General features: G+C 61.7%; 20 protein-coding genes and 1 pseudogene. 14 read left to right on the top strand and 7 right to left on the bottom strand.

From position 1 onward, the window contains the following. The first annotated feature begins 70 nt into the window (after nt 1-70). From JYG37_RS21230 to JYG37_RS21190, 9 genes are all read left to right on the top strand, one after another. Entirely contained in the window at nt 71-577 is a 507-nt protein-coding gene (locus JYG37_RS21230; RefSeq protein WP_050012792.1) for a sugar dehydrogenase complex small subunit, read from the top strand. Then, nucleotides 577-2196, top strand: a complete 1620-nt coding sequence (locus JYG37_RS21225) for a GMC family oxidoreductase (RefSeq protein WP_089489433.1) — start codon at nt 577-579, stop codon at nt 2194-2196. The genes JYG37_RS21230 and JYG37_RS21225 overlap by 1 nt, the downstream gene beginning before the upstream one ends. Before the next feature lie 2 nt (nt 2197-2198). Further along, nucleotides 2199-3476: a cytochrome c gene (locus JYG37_RS21220; RefSeq protein ID WP_213346340.1), complete on the top strand. Its 1278-nt coding sequence runs from the start codon at nt 2199-2201 to the stop codon at nt 3474-3476. Nucleotides 3477-3651: 175 nt separating this feature from the next. Beyond that, nucleotides 3652-4071 carry a DoxX family protein gene (locus tag JYG37_RS21215; RefSeq protein WP_050012789.1) on the top strand — a complete coding sequence of 140 codons (420 nt, stop codon included), beginning with the start codon at nt 3652-3654 and terminating at the stop codon, nt 4069-4071. 62 nt (nt 4072-4133) lie between these two features. Then, entirely contained in the window at nt 4134-5240 is a 1107-nt protein-coding gene (locus JYG37_RS21210; RefSeq protein ID WP_089489432.1) for a porin, read from the top strand. 488 nt (nt 5241-5728) lie between these two features. Beyond that, nucleotides 5729-8233, top strand: coding sequence for a type VI secretion system Vgr family protein (locus JYG37_RS21205; protein WP_213346338.1), 2505 nt, complete (start codon nt 5729-5731; stop codon nt 8231-8233). Nucleotides 8234-8295: 62 nt separating this feature from the next. Continuing rightward, nucleotides 8296-11235: a glycoside hydrolase family 19 protein gene (locus JYG37_RS21200; protein WP_213346337.1), complete on the top strand. Its 2940-nt coding sequence runs from the start codon at nt 8296-8298 to the stop codon at nt 11233-11235. Next, nucleotides 11232-12017 carry a hypothetical protein gene (locus JYG37_RS21195; protein ID WP_213346336.1) on the top strand — a complete coding sequence of 262 codons (786 nt, stop codon included), beginning with the start codon at nt 11232-11234 and terminating at the stop codon, nt 12015-12017. Before JYG37_RS21200 ends, JYG37_RS21195 begins: the two co-directional genes overlap by 4 nt. Before the next feature lie 46 nt (nt 12018-12063). Next, nucleotides 12064-12315: a PAAR domain-containing protein gene (locus tag JYG37_RS21190; RefSeq protein ID WP_213346335.1), complete on the top strand. Its 252-nt coding sequence runs from the start codon at nt 12064-12066 to the stop codon at nt 12313-12315. A gap of 2 nt (nt 12316-12317) precedes the next feature. On the opposite strand, the gene tssF is transcribed toward JYG37_RS21190, so the two are convergent. Continuing rightward, on the bottom strand, nt 12318-14114 hold the full coding sequence (tssF, locus tag JYG37_RS21185) for a type VI secretion system baseplate subunit TssF (RefSeq protein ID WP_213346333.1): 1797 nt from the start codon (nt 14112-14114) through the stop codon (nt 12318-12320). Between the two features lie 403 nt (nt 14115-14517). Between tssF and JYG37_RS21180 the strand changes: the two are divergent. The 3 genes and pseudogenes from JYG37_RS21180 to JYG37_RS21170 form a co-directional block, all read left to right on the top strand. Further along, a pseudogene (locus JYG37_RS21180) lies at nt 14518-14766 on the top strand (porin); the annotation flags it as partial. A 296-nt stretch (nt 14767-15062) separates the two neighbouring features. Beyond that, nucleotides 15063-15560 carry an NUDIX hydrolase gene (locus tag JYG37_RS21175; RefSeq protein WP_176015768.1) on the top strand — a complete coding sequence of 166 codons (498 nt, stop codon included), beginning with the start codon at nt 15063-15065 and terminating at the stop codon, nt 15558-15560. Between the two features lie 3 nt (nt 15561-15563). Beyond that, nucleotides 15564-16064 (top strand): AAA family ATPase, encoded by a 501-nt coding sequence (locus JYG37_RS21170; protein ID WP_124639548.1) that lies wholly within the window; start codon nt 15564-15566, stop codon nt 16062-16064. 50 nt (nt 16065-16114) lie between these two features. Here JYG37_RS21170 and JYG37_RS21165 read toward each other — a convergent pair whose 3' ends face one another. The 3 genes from JYG37_RS21165 to JYG37_RS21155 form a co-directional block, all read right to left on the bottom strand. After that, nucleotides 16115-16657, bottom strand: a complete 543-nt coding sequence (locus JYG37_RS21165; protein ID WP_124639550.1) for a cysteine hydrolase family protein — start codon at nt 16655-16657, stop codon at nt 16115-16117. A gap of 242 nt (nt 16658-16899) precedes the next feature. Beyond that, entirely contained in the window at nt 16900-18225 is a 1326-nt protein-coding gene (locus JYG37_RS21160) for an MFS transporter (RefSeq protein ID WP_050012780.1), read from the bottom strand. 43 nt (nt 18226-18268) lie between these two features. Then, nucleotides 18269-19453 carry a M20 aminoacylase family protein gene (locus tag JYG37_RS21155; RefSeq protein WP_124554936.1) on the bottom strand — a complete coding sequence of 395 codons (1185 nt, stop codon included), beginning with the start codon at nt 19451-19453 and terminating at the stop codon, nt 18269-18271. A gap of 181 nt (nt 19454-19634) precedes the next feature. On the opposite strand from JYG37_RS21155, the gene JYG37_RS21150 reads away from it, so the two are divergent. Both JYG37_RS21150 and ppnP read left to right on the top strand, forming a co-directional pair. Next, the gene (locus JYG37_RS21150) at nt 19635-20537 is read left to right on the top strand and encodes a LysR substrate-binding domain-containing protein (RefSeq protein WP_050012778.1); all 903 of its coding nucleotides are present in this window, start codon (nt 19635-19637) and stop codon (nt 20535-20537) included. Between the two features lie 172 nt (nt 20538-20709). Further along, complete coding sequence (gene ppnP / locus JYG37_RS21145) at nt 20710-21030, top strand: pyrimidine/purine nucleoside phosphorylase (protein WP_006478890.1); 321 nt, start codon at nt 20710-20712, stop codon at nt 21028-21030. Between the two features lie 98 nt (nt 21031-21128). On the opposite strand, the gene JYG37_RS21140 is transcribed toward ppnP, so the two are convergent. The 3 genes from JYG37_RS21140 to JYG37_RS21130 all read right to left on the bottom strand — a co-directional run bounded on the left by JYG37_RS21140 (nt 21129) and on the right by JYG37_RS21130 (nt 24112). Beyond that, nucleotides 21129-21461 carry a hypothetical protein gene (locus JYG37_RS21140; protein WP_176015842.1) on the bottom strand — a complete coding sequence of 111 codons (333 nt, stop codon included), beginning with the start codon at nt 21459-21461 and terminating at the stop codon, nt 21129-21131. A 435-nt stretch (nt 21462-21896) separates the two neighbouring features. Further along, nucleotides 21897-23684 carry a chloride channel protein gene (locus JYG37_RS21135; RefSeq protein ID WP_213346331.1) on the bottom strand — a complete coding sequence of 596 codons (1788 nt, stop codon included), beginning with the start codon at nt 23682-23684 and terminating at the stop codon, nt 21897-21899. 14 nt (nt 23685-23698) lie between these two features. Next, the gene (locus JYG37_RS21130) at nt 23699-24112 is read right to left on the bottom strand and encodes a MarR family winged helix-turn-helix transcriptional regulator (protein WP_050012872.1); all 414 of its coding nucleotides are present in this window, start codon (nt 24110-24112) and stop codon (nt 23699-23701) included. Nucleotides 24113-24153 lie beyond the last annotated feature (41 nt).

Genomic DNA, 24153 nt, shown 5'->3' with positions numbered 1-24153 from the left:
CAGGGCCGCGCCAATGTTTGAGAAATATCAAGCGTGGTTTTCCCGAATCCGGTGTTCGAGAGAAGGAAACATGCACAACGACAACACCCCCCAATCGCGTCGTGACAACGACGCAGCCGTAACCGGCATCACGCGGCGTCAATGGCTGCAGGGCGCACTGGCGCTGACGGCGGCGGGCCTCACCGGCTCGCTGGCGTTGCGGGCCCTGGCCGACGATCCGGCCACCGCGCCGCTCGATACGTTCATGACGCTTTCCGAAGCATTGACCGGCAAGAAAGGGCTGAGCCGCGTCACCGGCGAGCGCTATCTGCAGGCGCTGCAGAAGGGCTCGTTCAAGACGGCCGACAGCCTGTCGCAACTCGCCGGTGCGCTCGCATCCGGCTCGCTGAATCCCGACCAGGAATCGCTCGCATTGACGATTCTCGGCGCGTGGTATCTCGGCATCGTCGACAACGTCGTGATTACTTACGAAGAAGCATTAATGTTCAGCGTGGTGTCCGATACCCTCGTAATCCCTTCGTATTGCCCCAACAAACCCGGCTTCTGGGCCGAAAAACCGATCGAGAGGCAAGCCTGATGGCCGATACCGATACGCAAAAAGCCGACATCGTCGTCGTCGGATCGGGTGTCGCCGGCGCGATCGTTGCACACCAGCTCGCGATGGCGGGCAAGTCCGTGATCCTGCTGGAAGCCGGCCCGCGCATGCCGCGCTGGGAAATCGTCGAGCGTTTTCGCAACCAGCCCGACAAGACCGATTTCATGGCGCCGTACCCGTCGAGCCCGTGGGCGCCGCATCCGGAATACGGCCCGCCGAACGACTACCTGATCCTGAAGGGCGAGCACAAGTTCAACTCGCAGTACATCCGCGCGGTGGGCGGCACGACGTGGCACTGGGCCGCGTCGGCGTGGCGCTTCATCCCGAACGACTTCAAGATGAAGACCGTGTACGGCGTCGGCCGCGACTGGCCGATCCAGTACGACGACCTCGAGCATTACTACCAGCGCGCCGAGGAAGAGCTCGGCGTGTGGGGCCCGGGCCCCGAGGAAGATCTGTACTCGCCGCGCAAGCAGGCATACCCGATGCCGCCGCTGCCGTTGTCGTTCAACGAGCAGACCATCAAGAGCGCGCTGAACGGCTATGACCCGAAGTTCCACGTGGTGACCGAGCCCGTCGCGCGCAACAGCCGCCCGTACGACGGCCGGCCGACTTGTTGCGGGAACAACAACTGCATGCCGATCTGCCCGATCGGTGCGATGTACAACGGCATCGTCCACGTCGAGAAGGCCGAGCAGGCCGGCGCGAAGCTGATCGACAGCGCGGTCGTCTACAAGCTCGAGACCGGGCCGGACAAGCGCATCGTCGCCGCGATATACAAGGACAAGACGGGCGCTGACCATCGCGTCGAGGGCAAGTATTTCGTGCTCGCCGCCAACGGCATCGAGACGCCGAAGATCCTGCTGATGTCCGCGAACCGCGATTTCCCGAACGGCGTCGCGAACAGTTCCGACATGGTCGGCCGCAACCTGATGGACCATCCGGGCACCGGCGTGTCGTTCTACGCGAACGAGAAGCTGTGGCCGGGCCGCGGCCCGCAGGAGATGACGTCGCTGATCGGTTTCCGCGACGGCCCGTTCCGTGCGACCGAAGCCGCGAAGAAGATCCACCTGTCGAACATGTCGCGCATCAACCAGGAGACGCAGAAGATCTTCAAGGCCGGCAAGCTGATGAAGCACGAGGAGCTCGACGCGCAGATCCGCGACCGTTCCGCGCGCTACGTGCAGTTCGACTGCTTCCACGAAATCCTGCCGCAGCCCGAGAACCGCATCGTGCCGAGCAAGACGGCCACCGACGCGGTCGGCATCCCGCGCCCCGAGATCACGTATGCGATCGACGATTACGTGAAGCGCGGCGCCGTGCACACGCGCGAGGTCTACGCGACGGCCGCGAAGGTGCTCGGCGGCACCGACGTCGTCTTCAACGACGAGTTCGCGCCGAACAACCACATCACCGGCGCGACGATCATGGGCGCGGATGCGCGCGACTCGGTCGTCGACAAGGACTGCCGCACGTTCGACCATCCGAACCTGTTCATCTCGAGCAGCTCGACGATGCCGACCGTCGGTACGGTGAACGTGACGCTGACGATCGCGGCGCTCGCGCTGCGGATGTCGGACACGCTGAAGAAGGAAGTCTGACCGTGCGGAAATCTACTCTCACCTTCCTCCTCGCCGGCTGCCTCGCGCTGCCGGGCCTCGCACGCGCGGCCGATTCGGCCGATCCGGCGCAAGTCAAGCGCGGCGAATACCTCGCGGTCGCGGGCGACTGCATGGCGTGCCACACCGCGAAGGGCGGCAAGCCGTTCGCGGGCGGCCTCGGCATGCCGGTGCCGATGCTCGGCAAGATCTATACGAGCAACATCACGCCCGACCCGGACACAGGCATCGGCAACTGGACGTTCGACGACTTCGAGCGCGCGGTGCGGCACGGCGTGTCGAAGAACGGCGCCAACCTGTATCCGGCGATGCCGTACGTGTCGTACGCGAAGATCAACGACGACGACGTGCAGGCGCTGTACGCGTACTTCATGCACGGCGTCGAGCCGGTCAAGCAGGCGCCGCCGAAGAACGAGATCCCCGCGCTGCTGAGCATGCGCTGGCCGCTGAAGATCTGGAACTGGCTGTTCCTGAAGGACGGCGTCTACCAGCCGAAGCCGGCGCAGAGCGCCGAGTGGAACCGCGGCGCGTATCTCGTGCAGGGCCTCGCGCATTGCAGCACGTGCCACACGCCGCGCGGCATCGCGATGCAGGAGAAGTCGCTCGACGAAACGGGCGGCAGCTTCCTGTCGGGCTCGGTGCTCGCGGGCTGGGACGGCTACAACATCACGTCCGACCCGAACGCGGGGATCGGCGGCTGGACACAGCAGCAGCTCGTCCAGTACCTGCGCACCGGCAGCGTGCCGGGCCTTGCGCAGGCGGCCGGCCCGATGGCCGAGGCTGTCGAGCACAGCTTCTCGAAGATGACCGAAGCCGACATCGGCGCGATCGCGACGTACATCCGGACGGTGCCGGCGGTGGCCAACGGCGACGCGAAGCAGTCGCGCTCGTCGTGGGGCAAGCCGGCCGAGGACGGCCTGAAGCTGCGCGGCGTCGTGCTCGCATCGTCTGGCATCGATCCGGCGCGGCTGTATCTCGGCAACTGCGCGACCTGCCACCAGATGCAAGGCAAGGGCACGCCGGACGGTTACTATCCGCCGCTGCTCCACAACTCGACGGTCGGCGCACCGAATCCGACCAACCTCGTGCAGGTGATCCTGAACGGCGTGCAGCGCAAGGCCGGCAGCGAGGACGTCGGGATGCCGGCATTCCGCCACGAGCTGTCGGATGCGCAGATCGCAGCGCTGACGAACTACGTGACCGGGCAGTTCGGCAATCCGGCCGCGAAGGTGACCGAGCAGGACGTCGCGAAGCTGCGCTGACGCGGCATGCGACGAAGCAGGGCGACAACGTAAAAGAGGAGGAGCACAGCACATCGGGCGGGCCCCGATGCCGGTTGTTGCAGAGCGGGGCGGGCGGCGCGATTGGCCGCTCGCTCCGGTTCACAGGCAATCCGGTGCGTGCGGTTGCGCGCGCATCGTTTTCGTTGATCACACCATGACACCGAATCAACCGTTTCTCGCGTCCCAGCGCGATGTGCTGCTGCTGCTGTCCCGAATCCTGCTCGTGATCCTGTTCGTGATGTTCGGCTGGAAGAAGATTATCGACTTCTCCGGTACGATCGCGTTCATGGGCAGCGAGGGCGCGCCGGCTCCGATCATCTCGGCGGCGATCTCCGTCGTGATGGAGCTGTTCGTCGGGATCGCGATCCTCGTCGGCTTCCAGACGCGGCCGCTCGCGCTGCTGCTTGCGCTGTATACGATCGGCACCGGCATCATCGGCCACCACTACTGGACGATGACGGGCGGCGAGCAGATCAACAACATGATTCATTTCTACAAGAACATCGCGATCTCGGGCGGCTTGCTTGCGCTCTGCGCGGCCGGCCCCGGACGTTTTTCGATCGATCGCGGATAAGCGACCCGAGGCGCGTGCATGGGGCGCGCGACGGACGGTCGAGACTTCGAGGGGGCATCATTTTGCGACTCAAATACTTCGCATGGCTGATTGCGGCCGCCACGCCGGCGGCTGCGTTTGCGCAGACGAGCGTCACGCTGTACGGCCGGATCGACGGCGGCATCGAATACCTGAACCACATCGCGAAGCCGAACGGCGGCAGCGGGACGCGCTGGAGCGCGGAAAGCGGCGACTGGGGCACCAGCATGTTCGGGCTGAAAGGTGTCGAGGATCTCGGCGGCGGGATGTCGACCGTCTTCAACCTGGAAACCGCGTTCCAGGTGATGAACGGCCAGACGGGCGGCGGGCGCATGTGGTCGCGGCGCGCGTACGTCGGGTTGAAGAGCAACACGTGGGGTCAACTGCAGGCCGGCCGCAACCTGTTCATCGACAGCGACGGCGTGTGGGAATTCGATCCGTTCGTGCAGCAGGCGTTTTCGTCGGCGTCGCTTGTGCGCGGCCGCAACTGGCAGCAGAGCAGCAACAACATCGAATATCACAGCCCGGTGATCGGCGGCTTCGACGTGCAGGCGCAATACGCGTTCGGCAACCAGTCGCGCGGCTTCAACTACGGCGCGGCCGACGATTTCGGCCGCTCGGACGGGATCATGATCTCGTACCACTCGCCGGTGCTTGATGTGCGCGGCATCTATGACGAGCTGCGCGACAACAACGGCAAGTTCAGCAACATCTTCACGGCGTCGCGCGAGTACTTCGTCGGCGCGAACGTGAAGGTGTCGAAGTTCAAGATCCAGGGCGCGTATACGCACTATCAGGCGCCGGATAGCCCGGCTGGTGTCGCCGATCGTGCGGATCACTACTGGCTTGGTGCGACCTACTCGGCGACGCCGCAGTGGGCTGTGACAGGCGGCGGGTATTACGTGAAGGTGGGTGATGGCGGTGGAGACGCGTCGCACGATCCGTCGGGGCACGCGATCATGTACGTGCTCGGCACGACGTACAACCTGTCGAAACGGACGTTCCTGTATGGCACGGTCGCGTATGCCCGCAACGGCGGGAATTCGAACTTCTCGCTGATCGCGTCGCCGCGGGATGCGACGTCGGGGACGAGCCCGATGACGGGCGAGTCGCAGACGGGGGCGTATGTGGGGATGATGCATACGTTCTGAGTGTAGGCAACGCCAGATACGCAAAAGGCACGGGTGATGAACCCGTGCCTTTTGCGTTTACAGCGCTTGCGAAGCGTTCTGGCAAGCGTGCTGATGTCGGTCGGCGGAATCAGAGGCATCGTATCGGTTATGTGGCCGCGACATGTCGCTCTGCCATCGGTTCGCCGGCTCGGGCGTGGCTTACATACGTATCGCGTTGCGGGTGCAGTACACGCGCGATTGCGTCACACTTTCTAACGTTTGTGGACCGGAAACTTCAAGGCAAACGTCGGTTGCCCGATTTATCGCCGTCTGACTGATGCCAGCTACGGCGGGCACTTTCGCTGCAGACGTCGAATGCATCCCCCGACGGGCCGCGTGCCTATACTGCCCCGCGATATCGTTGTACTCGAAAGCATCACGTAAGCTCCCGTATCGATGAGATACCAATCGGCCGCCCGGCACCGCCCGGCGGCCGTTTTTGTTACTACACGGTACGGGGTAGCTTGATGGTTTCCGATCTCCTGAACAAGGCGCTGCGCACGCAATACGTGCAACACGGACGCATTGTCCGCCTCGATACGCCGCTTGGCGAAGACGGGTTGGTCCCGCTGTATGTCCGTGGGCGCGCGTGTCTCGGGAGAGACTTCGAATTCACGATCGACGCAACGTCGACGCGACTCGAAACGATTCAGGCGAAGGCGCTGATCCGGCAATCCGTGACGCTGTGGATTCGGCAAATGGACGGCAGCGAAATGCCGATTCACGGCTATGTGACTGCATTCAGTCGCCTGGGCGGGGACGGAGCCAATACCTACTACCAGCTCCGCTTCAATTCGTTCCTCGCGCTGCTGCGCCTCGGCAGTGACCGGCGCGATTGGATCGAGACTCCTGCGCAACAAACCGTGTCCGATGTGCTTGGGAAGTATCCGCAGGCGGCCGGCAACTTTACTTGGCAACTGCGTCAATCGTTGCGCTCGTATTCTCAGCGGATGCAATGGGAATCCGACTGGAACTACGTCCATCGTACATTCGAAGAGCTTGGTCTTTTTCCGCGTTTCGATATCGCGCAGGACGGCAAGTCGCACAAGGTCGTCATCATGGACGATCTTTTCTCGGTTCCCGAATTGAAGCAAAAGACCATTTTGTTCAGCCGCTCGGTGCAGAACGAAGAATTCGATGGTCTGAGCGAGTGGATCGATTCGCAGGAAATTCAGTCGGCCGAACTCGACACAGGCACGTTCGACTACAAGCGCCCGGATCTTTCGAAGCACGTCACGATGCCTGCGTTCGGTCTTGACGATGTACCGGGGCTGGGTGAGCAGTACGAATACACCGGGTCGCATACGTGGTCCGATCGCGACATGGGCGAGGCTCAGGCAAACGTTGTCACCGAGGAATGGCGCTCACGCGCGCAACGCTTCTACGGTGTGGGCGCATTGCGTTGCGCATGGCCTGGCCGCTATGGGGTGCTGAACGGGCACCCGGTGCACGATGCGCAGCCGGATCAGGATCGCGAAATGGCAATTCTCTCGGTGAACTGGCTCATTCAGAATAACGTGCCGGGACTCGAGAACCTGATGCGTTTTCGCAGGAGCCTGCGCGCTGAAGTCGAGCAAGCGCGCGCGAGCGGTGCGGGTTCGTCCGTACGCCATGACGACGGCGGCGTGGGATTCTTCCACGTCGAAATCGAGGCGCAACGGCGCCGCGTCGCGTTTCGTAGTCCGTTCGAACACAAGAAGCCGATCATGCAGCTTCAGACGGGCATCGTCGGCGGTCCCGAGGACGAAGAGATTTATACGGATGCGATGCTGCGAGCGAAGGTGCGGCTGACGTCCAATCGACTCAATGACGGCGACCAGAACGTGTCGGCGTGGATACGTGCGGCGATGCCCGATGCGGGCCACAAGCGCGGCGGCATGTTCCCGCTGCGCAAGAACGACGAAGTCTTGATTGGCTTCATCAACGGCAATTGCGATCGTCCCGTGATCCTGTCCAGAATGCACGGCGGCGAAAGCATGCCCGAATGGCACACGCACGGGCTGACTTCGGGCTTGCTGTCGCGCGAGTACGGCGGTGAAGGTTATAACCAACTGATGATGGACGACGCCAGTGGGCAGAACCGCGTGCATTTGTACTCGACGAGCTATAGCTCGCATTTGCACCTGGGCTATCTGATCCAGCACTCGGGCAACACGCGCGGCGCGTTCATCGGGCAGGGTTTTGACCTCAAGTCATTGAGCTATGGTGCGGTGCGGGCCGAGCAAGGGCTCTACGTTTCGACGCAACCTGCCACGACCCAACCGCTGAGTGTGACGGCAGCGTCCGAACAGCTTACCCGCGCCGAAGCGATGCTGGCGACGACGTCGAAGGCGAGCCAGACGAATCGCGCGCAGAGTCAACAAGACGGCCACGATGCACTGAAAACTTTCACGGACGCAACGCAGCATCCGGTGGCCGGCACGACCAAGGGCGGTCGCACGGCCGGCGGCGGCACGGGTAACGCGAACGGCTTTGCGAAGCCGATCATGCTGTTGTCCAGTCCGGAAGGCATTGCTGCATCGACGCAAGGGTCGGCGCATATCACGGCAAACAAGCAAACCAACGTGGTTGCCGGGGAAGACATCAACCTTGCAGCCGGTCGGGCGTTGCTCGCCAGTGTGTTGGAGCAAATCAGCCTGTTTGCGGAAAAACTCGGTGTCAAGATCTATGCGGCGAGCGGCCCGATAGATCTCCAGGCCCAGAACGATTCGATGAGTTTGGCCGCCTCGCAAGATGTGAAGATTACGGCGGGCAAGAAGATGTATCTGTCGGCCGATGAGATCTGGATCGGCGCGAATGGCTCGTATATCAAGCTGACGGCGAACATGATCGAGAATGCAACGTCGGGCCAGATTGTAGAAAAGTGCGCGAATTGGGAGAAAACGGGAGCCGCAAGCGGCACGCTGAAAAACCCGCTGCATTCGTCACCGGTATCGGTCGATGGCGGGCGTTTCACGCTGTTCTCCGGTTGAATCGCGCGATCGGCATAGTGTCGACATAAGAAATTCTGAAAACCGAATCCGAGTCGGGAATCATGAGCAAGACAACGCACAAAAAGAAACATCATCCAGCGGCCGCGCCGCAATCGGCACCGAAGCCCGCCGAACCCACCGATACGCCGCTGAGTTGGGCGTATCCCTTCACGCCCGTGGGAAAGAGCGACGCGACCGACCCGATGACGTATTTCAAGGCGCTGGCGAAGTGCGATACGGGTTTTTATCCGATTGGCGTGAGCGGTATGTGGCACGGAGGGGTGCACTTCGCCGCAGGCAGCGCCGAAATGTTGAAGCAGGACAGCGGCGTGCGCGCCATCGCGGACGGCAAGATCGTTGCGTACAGGCTGAACACGCAGTACGAGGAAACGACATACCCGAACAACCTTGGTCTTGCGCACTACTCGACCGGTTTTGTACTGGTTCGGCATGAACTGAAATTGCCTCCCGTACCGCCGAAACCGGCACCGAAAGAACCCGCGAAACCTGCGGCCCCCGCATCGGCTCCCGCGCCAGCATCGACTACCGCTACACCAACACCCGCCCCGGCCGATAATCCTGCGCCGAGCAGCAAACCGGCGAACGACAAGCCCCTCGTGTTCTTCAGCCTGTACATGCACACGATGGACTGGAAGACCTATCAGAAGGCGATCGAACAGGCTCAATCTAACGCGAAGCCGGACCCGACGCTTCCCAAGCCGATGTCGTATTGGGAGGGCGAGCGCTACTATCGGGTTGGCGATAAGGCGAAAGATCCGCAATCCATGCCGAAGCCGAAAGCGCCTGCGCCGGCCGCTCCGCGTACCGATGGGGCCGACAATCTGCCTATTAACAACACCCTCCAGAATGATCCGCCGCCCGCGAGTAGCGAGCAAGATGCCGATCTACCGGCTCCCCAGACGGGGTTGCGCATTAGAGAATTGCCGAATGGCAAGAGCAAGATTGCCGGTGTGTTGCCGAAAGGGGCTGAAATTATTGCCGGCGAAGGCGACCCGGCCCATCCAGACTGGATCAAGATCAAGGCCGTTAAATCGGGCACGATTTTGCCTGCCGAAGTGGGTAAGCCGGTGTCCCCCCAAGCGCCTTGGGGCTATGTGTTCAAAGGGGAACTGGATGCCGTTGTCGATCCGAAGCCGCTTGATACCGTCGTTATCCTGAAGGAGCCGCAGCGCGTCAAGGCAGGCGAAGTCGTCGCCCATGTCGGCCAGTATCAATGGGCCGTGAAAGCCAGTCCGATACCGCCCAAGTCGAACTTCCCGATGCTGCATCTCGAAGTGTTCGCGGGAGCGGATTTCAAGGATTTCATGGACCGAAGCCGCAATCGCGCCAAGGAACTGAACGACAAAAACAAACCGCTTCTGGAAATCGAGCCGGGGGCGAAATTGGTAAGCGAAGTTCCCGCGCCGGATCAGAAATTGACCCAAGCCGGGCTGAAGCTTGTACCGGTCGGCGATGCGAAGGGTTCGCGCTGGATCAAGGTGCAGCCCAAGAGCGTGACAAACGTACCCGCGAAAGGCAAGCAGAAGGCCGGGCAAAAGCTCGAAAACGTCGGGAAGCCGATATGGGTAGAAAGCAGTCTTGCGAACACGATCAGCACGGCGAACGTTCCGGGCTGGCAGAACTTCCCGCTGGACGTTTCCAAGGCAAGCGGACCGGGGGCAGGCTTCCGGGATGTGATTAGTCGTGCACAGCTCGACAAGCTTGGCGCGGACAACATCGCAATCGATGACAAGGGCCATCATTGGTGGAATATTACGGTTGGTTCGAAGGACGGTTCCGACCAACAAGGCTGGGTGTGCGACACCGACCATCCAAACGTACAGTTTCGGAGTCCATGGGAATGGCCGGGTTTCGAATTGGTCGACAACGGTAGCGTGAGCCCTTCCGACATGTTCAAACGCCATATCCATACGACCGAGCAGTATATGGCGGACGAAGAAGGCACCGAGTTCATGGAGACAGTGGCGAAGATCAACGCTGGCGAACTCATCACAAAGCTTGAAAAGGCGATCGATACGGACCACAACGGGAAGGTGACGGCGCAGGAACTGAAGCACGCGCTGGAAACGCCGTGGATGGCCGAAGCGGTGTCGCACCTTGTGGTGCGCAATGAAACCGAATGGGGCGGTGGTCTCGGCAAGTGGGAAGAACTCAGCCCGCTCATGCAGAAGCAGGCCGAGATGTGGAAGACGGAACTTGACCGGCTCGCGAAGCTTCAGTGGTGGGAGCAAATCAAGGGTGTTGATGGCTTCCCCACAGACCTTTCGCCTTGGCACTTCCATCCAATTGGATTGATCGGGAATTTCGCGGGCACAGGATGCTGTGAAATTACGGTTGAGCTATTGGAAAAGGTGTATAAAAAATCGGGAGACTGGTTCACAGGGAAGGGCGGATCAAGGACATTTGTACAGGAGTTTCCGGAAAAATACCCGAACATATATAAATACGATAAATATAAATTCGTCTCGCTACTCAATGCTAAATTGAAGGAATATGGCATTGTCGGGTGTTATAACAAAGCACAATTTCTAGCGCAATGTTTCCATGAATCGGCTAGGTTCGAGACAACAATAGAGTTTGCCTCCGGCGAGGGGTATAATCCTGGCGTGCATCCGGATGCTATTAAGAATGGAAATACTGTCGTCGGAGATGGACCCAAGTACAAAGGGAAGGGGTTAATTCAGTTAACGTGGAAAAATAACTATGCTGCATATTCCGATCACAGGAAGATCGATTTTGTAACCAACCCTGAGCTTATTGCTGCTGATATGGAAAATGCTATCGATGCATCTTGCTGGTATTGGCGTCACAAAGGAACGCTTTCGGAAAAATATGAAGCCAAGGGCGATATAAATATTCTCATAGATCATGAGAAAAATAATGTTAGACTAATTACGCTGGCTGTCAATGGCGGGCATAATGGATTGCCTGAGCGTCAGGAGCTTTTTGATCGAATCAAGAAAGAGTGGGGGTTGGCGTGAGAATTTTTAAAAGAGATGCATTGCTTAAATTTGGATTGACTTTTACGATTACGGTGGTCGCCGTATCAGTTGCTTCTGCTGCGACTTATGCTAATGATCTTTCAATAGATAAGGCGGGAAAAATCCGTGATTGTGGCGGTTCTTCAGCTTGCAAAGAAATTGAGCCGAGTGGCGATCTTAAGAAGGCTATTGATGACGGTTACGAGAATTTAGCTGTTGTTGATATTTATAAGGACGGAAATAAGGAAATTGCTGCCACGAGTGGTGGAGGCGATAGATGCTCGAAATTTTTTTTATATGATCGTGCATCGCGCAGATTTACTTCCTTGAAATTCTCGGATCGAGATATATGCAATTTTAGAATCGATGGGGATAGTTTGATTAGTTCGTATCGGCTTGATGCGAAACAATATGAAGATATTTATAAGATAAAAAATAGAAAATATCAAATTGCAATAAGTGATGCGTGTGTTGGGTGCGATGAGATTTCCCGTTCTGTGTACGTGGACGGGAGGGTTTCCGAAAGAATAATCGTTACCAATCAACGGAATTATGCGCAACGTGTGCCGGTAACTACGACGGTGGCTGCGAACAAGGCAAGGTTGTACGACGATCATTCTGATACTTCAGCGACAAAAATGTATTTGCTGAAAGGAGATGAGGTTCAGCTTGTTGAGTTTAATAGCGAAAACGGTCTTTGGTATCTTGTCAAATATATTTCGAAGTGGCGTGGCATCATACTTAAATGGGTCAAGTGCGAAGATTTGATTATATGCAAGTGACTTTGGGAATTTAATTTGATGGGTAATGTGGGTGTGGGGAATTCAAGTGATTAATGTGATTAGAATTGGCGACGCCACTGATCACGGCGGCAAAGTCGAAACGGGCTCATCGACCATGAAATTCGACGGCCGCTACGTCGCGCGCAAAGGCGACCGCGTATCGTGTCCACAGCATCCCGACGTGTCGCCGAACATCATCGAGGAAGGCGACGAATCGATGAAGGACAACGGCATTGCGATCGCGCGACACGGCCATCGCGCGACATGCGGCTGTCACCTGATTTCGAGCCTCGTGTAACGCTACAACAGAGGCGCGATGCCCGGCCGCATCGGGCACCGCACGATCAGGGAACCGTCGTTCTTCGACAGCACGACGAGTTGCGTAAAGCTGTTGGCGGGCGCATAGCGCGACAGGTAGAGGTCGAGCAGAAGGATCAGCGCGCCCATGCTGTTTTCGATGAACGCGTTCTCGTCCGCCGTCATCACGATTTCGAAGCCTCTCACAAGGCCTGAATGCGGCTTGATCGCCAGCAATCGTTCGACGACGTTTCGCTTGACGAACGAAATCGCGCCGACGTGTTCGGCGCGTCGGTCGTTCGGCGCAAGCTGGCGCATGAGTTTCACGAAGTCCGGCCACCCCTCACGGGTCAACTGCGTCAGGTTCGCGGTCGTCAGCGCAATCACGCGCCACTGCGCGTCCGACTCACGGGACGCGCTATAGGTCGGTGTCGGCTGTTTCAACAGCGTGATCCTGCAAGGCACTTGATCGTTTTCGTTTTTTAAATCGCCCTTGGGTGAACCGATCCGTATCCGTGACGGCCAGTCGCGGTTTGTGCACGTGAGGTCGGCGTTCAATTGCAGTGGCATCTTCGCCGCCGCCGTCCCATCCGCGCGTAGCAGTACGAGCGACGTTTCACGTCCGGGATGATGGATTGCCGCGTAGGGATCGTGGCGCGTGATCCAGACTCGTTCGCCGGCCCCGACGCCCCATGCATTCAGCGACGGAATAGTGGTCCCGTCTGACGGATCGCGAACCGCATCAACCGAATAGATACCGCGTATGTCTGGTCGGCTCGGCTTCGGCACGATGGGATAGTCCGCGACGATTTCGCCGCGCGACGACTTGATGCCCATATGCTTGAACAGGTTCACGATTGGCGTACAGAACAATCGGATATTGTCCGCCGATAGCGGGGTGAGTGCTTGCGCGATGCGAGAATCGGCGTGCATGCCTCCAATCGCCAGATGCAGTGTTACGCGCCGCGCGCGGTTTATTTGGACGGGTTCAAGACATCGGCGCAAATGAATGTCGACAAAATCGAACTTGTCCGGAAATCCGACGTATTCGAGCAGCGGTTGAATCAGCGGCGAGGTTTGGGGTGGTGGCAGCAGCATATCGTCCGGACCGAACCCGACCGGTGTGACCGGTATCCCCGCAATTGGTATCCATCGTCCGCTGTCGTCCGCTTCCACATATGCGCCCCGGACGCGCAGCAGGACCGTATCCAGCAGCGCGACGACGGTCTGGCGTTCTCCAGCGAAATGGACGCGCAGCGTGTTGGGCGAAACCGCGCCGAGCGGTGAGGCGGCGACCGTCGGCTCAATCGTGATGGAAATGAAGCTGGTTGTGTTCGGCGGCAATGCGACTTGTGCCGGTGCGACGGTGCTGCGCGAGAATCGAGCGTTTGCGATGTGGAGCGGCGCAAGCGTTACGTCATAAGCGGTTCGAAAGCGAACTTCCCCGCCGCGCGACGTGAGCTCCATGCCACGCGGCAAGACGACCGGCTTGCCCGGTAATTCCTTGATCGGATCGAAGCGAGCGATCGAACATGCAGGGAACGGTCGCAAGTAGTGCGGGTGCAAGACATGGAGCAGCGCTTCGGTGAACTTCGGTGCGCCGTCGTCCAGGTTGGCCCGGATTTCGGCTGCAATCAACGCGAACGCCTGCATCATCCGCTGGATGTGTGGGTCTTCCGTCTGTCCGCCTGTAAAGCTCAGGCGGGCGGCAATTCGTGGATACTCGTTGGAGAAGGTTGCGAACTGATCCTCCAGTTTCGTCAGTTCCTGTTCATAGTAGCCGCGCAGCTTGTCGTGCATATCCAACGTCGTCAGGCCTCTGCAGGTCACGACGTGCGTCGTATTGTCCAACGGTCATCGTAGTCGAATCTTCATCCTCCGAGTTTCTGCAGTCCGATAGTCCGAGGCCAAAATATGAGTCTGACGAGATTACGGAAACGGCACGACGGCGGGACAAACCGCCTGCGTTCGCATGCGATTGATATTCAGTAACTGATATTGACGGGTTTTGGCATCAGCCGTGGTTCCTTGAATCTCGACGTGAATATGTTTCGCAATGTGAACTTCGAGGGGCGGCTCGTCGAGATAAAGCCGTGACGGCAGCCGCCGACGCGGGACAAGATCAGCGGGTTGATGTCGGCAGCGGGATGCCGACGGTCTTTAATCTGGAAAAACCGCGTTCCAGGTGATGAGCGGTCAGACGGGGTACTACGCGAAGGTGGGCGACGGCGGCGATGCGTCGTACGATTCGTCGGGGCACGCGATGATGTAAGTGCTCGGCACGACGCGCAACCTGTCGGAGCGCACGTTTCTGTACGGGACTATTGCGTACGTGCGCAACGGCTGCAATTCGAGTTTCTCGCTGCTCCCGAGGCCGCGTGGCGCGACGTCGAGTACGAGCCCGATGACGGGAGAGTCTCAGGCGGGCGTGGGGATGATGCATACGTTCTGAGTGTAGGCGCAGTGCACGCAAGGCACGGGCGAGGGCAGCCCGTGCCTTGTTGCGTTTGCGGCTTTGCCGGATCATTGTGACGTGCACATCAGCGCCGGCGCGCAGATTGAGGTGCGCCGGGCCTGCCTGCGGGCCGCTATATGGCTCCCGCGCATCGCTTGTTCATCTTTTCGCCGCGAGTCTTATAGCTGGCCTTACGCGTCGTGCTACCGATAACGTGCGCTGGAGGGATTCACATTTTATGACGTTTATGGGCTGAAAATTCTGCGACGGCTTGGCTGTCCCGGAGGATGGAAGTGGTTTTGGCTGAAAACACTATCGTGCAAATCAAGAACAAGGTACTGGTCTATGTTACGTGGCGAGACCGACTGCTCACGTTTACCCAACCGAAGTTCCCGGAAGCCGGGAGGCAAGTGGTTGCCGGCACGATGAACCACGGCGAAGTGCCAATAGCCGCCGCGCTACGCGAGCTTCGCGAGGAGAGCGGTATCAGCGACGCTCAAGTCGTGCGTGTCCTCGGCGATTACTTCTATTCGATGAAGAAATTCGGAAGAAGTGAGATTCAGCATCGGCATGTCGTGCATGTCATGGTGAGTGACGCCATTGCAATGAAGGCGCATTGGGCGCATTTCGAGGTCGACTCAAGTCCCGGTGGTGAGCCTATTGAATTCCGCTTCCAGTGGTTTCTCCTTTTTGGAGAGGTATTCACGCTGATCGGTGGGCACGATTTCTTCTTACCCATGCTGAAACACTTCATGCGCGAGCATCAACATGCGCGGTTGAACAGAGACTGAAACATGAAGGTTTGCATCGTAGGCCCGTCGGGTGCGGGGAAAACGACTATCGCTCGGGAGTTGGCTCGGAGGTTCGATACTGACGCGTATGAATTCGACAACGTCTATTGGGACAAGAGCGGTGAAGAGTATGTGAAGAACTCGGATCAGGCGATGGCTGACGCTATCGCGACGATCATCGCCGAAGCCGGCTGGTTCGTCGAAGGCGCGTACGACACGCGGATGTATCCGCTGCTCGCCGAGTGTTCGCTGATCCTGAAGGTCGAAGTCCGGTTCCGTGTGCGAGTGATACGCCTGATCAAGCGCTTCATCGGGGCGACGGTGACCGGAAAGTTACCTAGGGAGACCTTCAGGAACACCATCGGATTGATCAAGTTTTCGTTCCGCTTCGATAAGCGGCTCAGCGATTTCCTGTCCGCGGACGTAGTGCTTTCGACGAAGGTTGTTTCAGTCCGCGACACATCATCGAGCATTGAAGCAATGCGTATGGCGGGTCTCTGCTGACGCTATTGCAGGCCTGCGCTGATCCACCGCAGTCCGATCGGCGCCGTGCATCAGAACACGCATGCCTCGGTTTTCGTCAGCACCGCAAACGGGCCCGCCAGCGTCGCATTGTGATGCGCGACGATCCGCTCGGCCGGCAACGCAGGTGTATCCATGCAGGTATGCGCATCGGCAACGAGCACCGCGCGAAAGCCGAGATCGCCGGCCGCGCGGCACGCGGTGTCGACGCAGTACTGCGTCTTCATCCCCGCGATCACGATCTCGCCGATACCGGCCGCATGCAACCACTCGGCGAGCCGCGTGCCCGCGAAGCAACTTGGGCGAGTCTTGTCGAACACGATGTCGCGTGCGGTATCGATCGCAAGCTCCGGCAGCAACGCGGCCAGCGGCGCGTCGGGCGCAATCGGCGAGCCGGCCGGGCCGGTGTGACGCACGGCGAACACGGGCGCGCCGGCTTCATGCGCGCGACGAATCAGCTGGTTGACGTTGGCCAGCACGCGTTCACCGTCATACGGACGATCTGGACCATGAAACAACCCGACCTGCATGTCGATGACGAGCAGTGCGCGTTTCGGGAAAGGGACTTCGGACATTGCGTTTCTCCTGAGTGGCCGATGCAGACGGAGAAACGGAAAGACCCCGTCCGGAACCGGCGGGGCCTGTGGGAATCGGTGACGCTACGATCTTGCGCGCACTCGCCGCACGGGCCCGCCGAAGGCGGTCGTGCGCGTGGTCGTCGAAAGGGTGATCGTGGCGTTGTGCATTGAATGATCATGCCCGATGCGCGGGCGCGGCGTCAATGACGTACGTCACGCACCCACGCATCGGCCACCGCTCAATCCAGCGCCTTCCCGGCCTTCTCGTCCATGCAACGAATCGCGAGCAGCGTGAACACGCCACACCCGATCGCATACCACGCCGGCGCATTCGGATTCCCGGTCGCCGCGATCAGCCACGTGACGAAGAATTGCGCGAAGCCGCCGAAGATCGCGACGCCGACGCTATACACGAGCGCACCGCCCGTCGCACGCACCGCACGCGGAAACAACTCGCCGAGCATGGCCCCCGTCGCACCGATGTTGATCGCATGCACGATCGACAGCGCGGCGATGATCGACAGCAGCGACGCGGCGCCCGGCCAGCGGTTCAGCGCGATGAACGCCGGGTAGATCGCGGCCATCAACACGATGCGCGTCCACCAGACGATCCGGTTGCGCCCATACACGTCGGACAGGTGGCCGCCGATCGGCGTCACGAGCATCAGGATCGCGCCAGCGACGCAGCCGGCCGTCATCGACAGCCACGTCGGCAGGTGCAGCACCTGCACGCCGTAGATCGCCATGTAGAACACGATGATGTAGTGGATCGACGTGCCGCCGATCGTTACGCCGAGCCCCGCGAACACGGCTTTGCCGTGATGGCGCAGCACGTCGGCGAGCGGCAGCGACGCAACGGGTTCGTCGTGCGCGGCGGCGGGCGAGGGTGCCGCCGCCGGCACTTCCTCGACGGTGCGGCGTAGCCAGTAACCGAGCGGCACGAACAGCGTGCCGATGATGAACGGCACACGCCAGCCCCAGCTTTCGAGTTGCGCGGCGCTCAGCGTCGACGTCAGCGCGACGCCGGTGAGCGCGCCCGCGAGCGCGGCGAGCCCCTGGCTCGAGAACTGGAACGACGCATAGAAACCGCGACGATGCTGCGGTGCCTGTTCGAGTAGCAATGTCGTCGAGGCGCCGACTTCGCCGCCCGATGCGAACCCTTGCAGCAGCCGCGCGAGCACGAGCAGCAGCGGCGCGGCGATGCCGATCTGCGCGAAGGTCGGTGCGACCGCGATCGTCGCGGTGCCGAGCGCCATCAGCAGCAGCGTGAGGATCATCGCCTTCTTGCGGCCGGCGCGGTCCGCGTACATGCCGATCACGAGCCCGCCGAGCGGACGCGTGACGAAGCCGACGCCGAAGCTCGCGACCGCGAGCATCAGTTGTCCGAACGACGAATGCACGGGAAAGAACAGCTTGCCGATCAGGATTGCGAAGAAGCTGTAGACCGTGAAGTCGTAGAACTCGAGCGCATTGCCGACGGCGGCGGCCGCGATCAGCCGGCGTTTCTTCGCGGCGGCGCGGGCGTCGACCGGCGTGCCGGCGAACGGAAGGGCGGACGTTTCCATGGGGTTCCCCCGGGTAGGCACGAAACTGCGTGGTGAAGGATCGTCAGGCCGCGAGCCAGGCTTCGGCGACGCGGACCCAGTAGCTCGCGCCGATCGCGAGGATGTCGTCGTTGAAGTCGTAGCCGGGGTTGTGCACCATGCAGCCGCCCTTGCTGCCGATCCCGTTGCCGATGAACGCGTAGCAGCCGGGGCGTGCTTCGAGCATGAACGCGAAATCCTCGCTGCCCATCAGCGGCGCGGCGTCGGTTTCGACGCGTTCGGCGCCGAGCATCTGGCGCGCGATGTCGGCCGCGAACGCGGTCGGTTCCGCGTGATTGACGAGCACCGGATAGCCGTAGTCGTAGTCGACTTCCGCGGTGACGCCGAAGCTCTCCGCCTGGCCTTTCGCGAGCGCTTCGATACGGCGCGCGAGCAGCGCGCGCACGTCGGCGTTCAGCGCGCGCACCGACAGTTTCATCACGACGGTTTCGGGAATGATGTTGAAGGTCTCGCCGGCCTGCACGCTGCCGACGGTGATCACGGCCGCATGCTGCGCATCGACCTCGCGCGCGACGATCGTCTGCAGCGCGACCATGATGCTGCCCGCGGCCGACATCGGATCGCGCGCGAAATGCGGCATCGCGCCGTGGCCGCCGACGCCGCGCAGCGTGATCGTCACGCGGTCGGCCGACGCCATCGCGGCGCCGGTGCGGAACGCCATGTTGCCGGCCGCGCGGCCCGGCATGTTGTGGATCGCGAAGATCGCGTCGCACGGGAAACGGTCGAACAGGCCGTCGTCCATCATCGCCTTCGCGCCACCGAAGTTTTCCTCGGCGGGCTGGAAGATCAGGTTCAGCGTGCCGGAGAACCGGCGCGTGGCCGCGAGGTGGCGCGCCGCGCACAGCAGCATCGCGGTGTGGCCGTCATGGCCGCATGCATGCATCTTGTTCGCGTGGCGGCTTGCGTACGGCAGGCCGGTGGTTTCCGCGAGCGGCAACGCGTCCATGTCGGCGCGCAGGCCGACCGTGCGCGCGCCTTGCCCTTCGCGCAGCACGCCCACCACGCCGGTCTTGCCGATACCGCGATGTACGTCGTAGCCCCAGCCGGTGAGCAACTCGGCGACGAGATCGCTCGTGAGCGTTTCTTCGAATGCGAGTTCGGGATGGGCGTGGATGCGGCGGCGCACCTCGACGAGTTCGGGGGCGATCGCGGCGATGCCGGGGATGACGGGGTTCACGGCTGGCAGCATGGTCTCTCCAGTGGGGCGGGTGGGGCGTTTGACGCGCATATGACGACCAAGCATATAAATTTCTTTTGCGTACCAGAAGCTGCTAAATTGCTTTGGTGCACACCGTCGGTTGTCGCTCGGGAATACCCTGAACTCCTGCGCGGCACGGCGCACAGGGTTTCCACGGATCACGCATTGCCCCATGAAATACCATCAGCTGAAAGCGTTCGTCACCGCCGCGGAGGAAGGCAGCATTCGTGCGGCCGCGCGGCGCCTGAACGTGTCGCCGGCCGCGCTGACGAAGGCGGTCAAGGAGCTGGAGATCGCGCTCGGCGTATCGCTCGTCGTGCGCACCGCGCGCGGCGTGCAGCTCACCGCGTTCGGCCAGCAACTGCAGGTGCGCGCGCGGCTGATCGTCGCGGAAATGCAGCGCGCCCGCGACGACATCGAGCAGGCGCAGGGCGCGATGACGGGCTCCGTCGCGGCGGCGATCACGCCGGCGGCGGCGGTGACGATCCTGCCCGACGCATTCCGTGCATTCCGGCGCCGCTTTCCGGTGGCGCGCGTCAATCTGGTCGAAGGGTTTCCCGGCGTTGCGCTACCGCGCCTGCACGACGGTTCGCTCGATTTCGCAGTGGCCGTCGTCGTGCCGGAGCTGCTGGCGGCCGAGTTCGATCATGCGGAGCTCTATGCGAGCCGCTCGCTGATCGTCGCGCGCAAAGGGCATCCGCTCGCGTCGGCCACGTCGCTCGCCGATCTCGTCGAGGCCGACTGGCTGATGAATCCGTCGCCGGAAAGCTCCACGCAGGTACTGTTCAACTCGTTCGTCGCGTACGGATTGCCGGTGCCGGCGCGTGTCGTCGAGTGCCCGAGCTTCGGTCTCGCGCACAGCCTGATGACCGGTTGCGACCTGATCGCGTCGATGCCCGAGCAATTGCTGCAAGGCGAGTGGGCACGCGATCAGCTCGCGGTGCTGCCGATCCGCGAGCGCTTGCCGGGCGTATCGGTGCAGGTCGTCACGCGCCGCGACAGCCCGCTGACGCCGGCCGCGGCGATGCTGCTCGATTGCCTGCGCGATTCCGCGCGACGCAAGGGATTAAGGTGAGCGCGGCTCCGCAAGGATCGCGTAGTGATCCTGACGATCATGGGCCCGGCATGTGCCGGCCGCGCGCCGTTCGGGCGCACCTTGCGCGAGCCGGTATCATAGCGGCCGGCCCGCCGCTCCGGCCGGCCGCCAACCACACCGCCATCCGGCATCCAGCAATCAGAGGCATCCCATGACCAGTGCAACCCAATTCGACAACGTATCGGTCGTCAAGCGCGCGAACGTCTATTTCGACGGCAAGTGCGTGTCGCATACCGTGCTCTTCCCGGACGGCACGCGCAAGACGCTCGGCGTGATCCTGCCGTGCGCGCTCAACTTCGGCACGGATGCACCCGAATTGATGGAAGTGCAGGCCGGCAAGTGCCGCGTGAAGCTCGACGGCAGCAGCGAATGGCAGACCTACGGCGCCGGCGAATCGTTCTCGGTCCCGGGCAAGAGCCGCTTCGACATCGAAGTGCTCGAGACGCTCGATTACGTCTGCAGCTACCTGTAAGGCGCTTCCCGCGCGGCAAAGAAAAAGCCCCGCCGAAGCGGGGCTGGTCGCAAGCGGATGGCGCAAGGCCATCCGAAGCGCCTGTTCTCGTTACTGCGTTACAGGCAGGCGTTGATGTCGCCGGCGGACGCTGCGTCGCCACGCACGCCGACCCACGTTTTCGCACCCGGCTTCCACGACGGACGAACCATCGCGGCGGCGCCGTTCGGCGGCTGCTGGCCCGGTGCATACACGTCGGTCGCGAGGCCATTGGCCAGCACGTTCTGCGAGATCACCTGTTGTTGCGACTTGTCGGCCCAGGTCTTGGCGATGCACGCCGACACCTCGGGCGCGTTTTTCTGGCTTTGTCCCACGTTCTGCACGGCAGGTTCGGCGGCATGAGCAGAAATTGCCACGGTCAATGCGATGAGCGGTAAGTATTTCACGTTCACGTTATCTCCCTCGAGTCGTGATTGATTGAGTGGGATGCGCAGCAATGCTGCGTGCAAGTGAGATTCCATCCTGCAAGCACGGTTCCGGCCATTCCGAAACAAGTTGTTAACGCGCTTGCCAAATGGCGGCTCGGATGCTGCGCATGTTGCTGCGGCGCGGCATGCGTCGTGTACGGTTCGACGTCATGCGTGGCGCGGTCCGCGCGCTGCCCGATCGTGGTGTGGTGAAGTGACGGCCGCGGCTGGCGGGATGTCTGTGCATCCCGCGCCGCGACGCTTTATCTGATGACGAAGTGGAATGGCTGATGGATGGCCCCGTCGCATGAGCACCATGATGACAAACTTTCGTCTGCCGAATTGTTAACCAACTTTAAACGCCGGAAGGCGGCGGGGAAGCGATGCGCGGCCGGGCGAACGCCCCGCATGCGGTTTGTGTCAGCTGGCCTTGCGCGAGCCGACGTCGCGCAGGTTGACCGGAACGACCGGACGGAAGCGCTCGCGCTTCTGTTCGTCGTCGAAGTGCTGGAGCGCCGGCTTGATCAGGTCGCTGCGCGACACGATGCCCGTGACGCGCAGCGATTGTTCGTCGGCGACCACCGGCAGGCGTTCGAGGCCGAGCATCGCGAGGCGAGACGCGACGACGCGGCACGTTTCGTGCGCCAGCGCGACGGCCGGTGCGCGGTTGGCGAACGCGTCCGAGATCGGCGTGTCGGCGCCGGTTTGCGCGCGCTGCGCATCGAGCATCGCGCGATCGACGAGGCCGAGCAGTCGCCCGTGCTGCACGACCGGATACGCGCGGTGCGTCTGCCTCGCGCCGAAGTATTGCGCTTCGACGGTATCGAGCGTCGTTGCGCCGTCGATCGCGACGAGCCGATCGGCCGACGTCATCACTTCGCCGATGTCATGCCGTTCGAGCGGATCGACGCCGTATTCGCGATAGATGTGATAGCCGCGACGTGCGATTTTCTCCGTCATGATCGAGCGCTTCATCACGATGGTCGCGAAGCCGTGCGCGACGAGCGTCGCCGCAAGCAGCGGCAGCAGCGCGTTGGCGTCGTGCGTGAGGCCGAACGCGAACACGATCGCGGTGAGCGGGGCGCCGAGCGTCGCGCCGAGCGTCGCGGCCATGCACACGAGCGGCCACAACGCCGGATCGCCGCCCGGCAACACCGGCGACAGCACGGTGCCGAGACCGGCGCCGAGCATCAGCAGCGGGGCAAGCACACCGCCCGACGTGCCCGAGCCGAGCGCGATCACCCACATCACGGCCTTCACGATCAGCAGCGCGAGCGCGATCTTCAGCGCGATGTGCTGGTGCAGCAGGTCGCCGATCACGTCGTAGCCGACGCCGAGCGCGCGCGGCTCGAGCCAGCCGCCGACGCCGATCACGATCGCGCCGAGCGCCGGCCACCACATCCAGTGCACGGGCAGCTTCGCGAATGCGTCTTCGACGCGATAGAGCGCCGCCGACAGGCCGCACGCGAGCATGCCCGACAGCAGGCCCGCGACGATGCACGACAGCAGCGCGACGGGCGTCGGCGCGGCCGTCGTCAGCGGAAACAGCGGATCGACGCCGAAGAACACCGCGCGTGCGAAGCCGGCCACCGCGCATGCGAGCGCGACCGGCAGGAAACTGCGCGGACGCCATTCGAACAGCAGCAGTTCGACCGCGAGCAGCACGGCGGCCACCGGCGTGCCGAACACGGCCGTCATGCCGGCGGCCGCACCGGCGACGAGCAGCGTCTTGCGCTCGGCGGCGGTCACGTGCACGCATTGCGCGATCAGCGAGCCGAGCGCGCCGCCCGTCATGATGATCGGGCCTTCGGCGCCGAACGGGCCGCCGCTGCCGATCACGACGCCGGACGACAGCGGCTTGAGGATCGCGACCTTCGGCGACATCCGGCTCTTGCCGAACAGGATCGCCTCGATCGCTTCGGGAATGCCGTGGCCGCGGATCTTCTCCGAACCGAAACGCGCCATCAAGCCGACGATCAGCCCGCCGATCACCGGGACCGCGATCACCCAGGCGCCGAGCGTGTTGTTCGCGGGCGAATGGTCGGCGAACGACAGTTGCTGGAAGAAGAACAGGTTCGTGAACAGGCGGATCAGGCTCAACAGCACGAATGCGGCGAGCGTGCTGAGCAGGCCGATCCCGGCGGCGAGCAACGCGATCCTGGGCAGGCGTTCGTTGGTCGAGAAATCGCGTTTGTGTGGTGCGTTCATCGGAGTGGCAAGGGTCAGTAATCGATCTGGGGAACCAGGAACGTGCCCTTGAGCGACTTCAGCTCGGCACGATGCATGGCCGCGAGACGGGCAAGCAGCGTTTCGCCGGCCGGCTCGAGGTGGACTTCGACCTGGCGGCGGTCGGCTTCGCTCGGCTTGCGCTTCACGAGCCCGAGTGCTTCGCAGCGCGTCACCAGCGCGACGACGCCGTGGTGCTGCGCCTGCAGGCGTTCCGCGAGTTCGCCGATGGTCGCCCATTCGCGATGCGGATAACCCTTGATGTGCAGCAGCAGCAGGTATTGCAGCGGCGTCACGCCTTCGCTTTGCGCGGCGCGTTCGGAGAAGCGCTCGAAGCGGCGCATCTGGTAGCGGAACTCGGACAGTTGCTGGAAATCGCTTTTCGTCAGTGCGCGTCGGGTATCGGTCATCGAGGTCATTCGGGCAGTCGGTTGCGGTGACGATTAATATA

Origin of the sequence: Burkholderia sp. LAS2 (assembly GCF_018417615.1) — a bacterium.
In the GTDB taxonomy this organism is placed as follows: domain Bacteria; phylum Pseudomonadota; class Gammaproteobacteria; order Burkholderiales; family Burkholderiaceae; genus Burkholderia; species Burkholderia sola.
Note: the sequence above shows the minus strand (reverse complement) of the source record. Positions and strands in the feature narration are given on the sequence as shown.

Coding starts and splice junctions, on each gene's coding strand:
- JYG37_RS21230 (WP_050012792.1), top strand. CDS start 71: ATGCACAACGACAACACCCCCCAATCGCGTCGTGACAACGACGCAGCC.
- JYG37_RS21225 (WP_089489433.1), top strand. CDS start 577: ATGGCCGATACCGATACGCAAAAAGCCGACATCGTCGTCGTCGGATCG.
- JYG37_RS21215 (WP_050012789.1), top strand. CDS start 3,652: ATGACACCGAATCAACCGTTTCTCGCGTCCCAGCGCGATGTGCTGCTG.
- JYG37_RS21205 (WP_213346338.1), top strand. CDS start 5,729: ATGGTTTCCGATCTCCTGAACAAGGCGCTGCGCACGCAATACGTGCAA.
- JYG37_RS21200 (WP_213346337.1), top strand. CDS start 8,296: ATGAGCAAGACAACGCACAAAAAGAAACATCATCCAGCGGCCGCGCCG.
- tssF (WP_213346333.1), bottom strand. CDS start 14,114: ATGCACGACAAGCTGCGCGGCTACTATGAACAGGAACTGACGAAACTG.
- JYG37_RS21170 (WP_124639548.1), top strand. CDS start 15,564: ATGAAGGTTTGCATCGTAGGCCCGTCGGGTGCGGGGAAAACGACTATC.
- JYG37_RS21165 (WP_124639550.1), bottom strand. CDS start 16,657: ATGTCCGAAGTCCCTTTCCCGAAACGCGCACTGCTCGTCATCGACATG.
- JYG37_RS21160 (WP_050012780.1), bottom strand. CDS start 18,225: ATGGAAACGTCCGCCCTTCCGTTCGCCGGCACGCCGGTCGACGCCCGC.
- JYG37_RS21155 (WP_124554936.1), bottom strand. CDS start 19,453: ATGCTGCCAGCCGTGAACCCCGTCATCCCCGGCATCGCCGCGATCGCC.
- JYG37_RS21150 (WP_050012778.1), top strand. CDS start 19,635: ATGAAATACCATCAGCTGAAAGCGTTCGTCACCGCCGCGGAGGAAGGC.
- ppnP (WP_006478890.1), top strand. CDS start 20,710: ATGACCAGTGCAACCCAATTCGACAACGTATCGGTCGTCAAGCGCGCG.
- JYG37_RS21135 (WP_213346331.1), bottom strand. CDS start 23,684: ATGAACGCACCACACAAACGCGATTTCTCGACCAACGAACGCCTGCCC.
- JYG37_RS21130 (WP_050012872.1), bottom strand. CDS start 24,112: ATGACCGATACCCGACGCGCACTGACGAAAAGCGATTTCCAGCAACTG.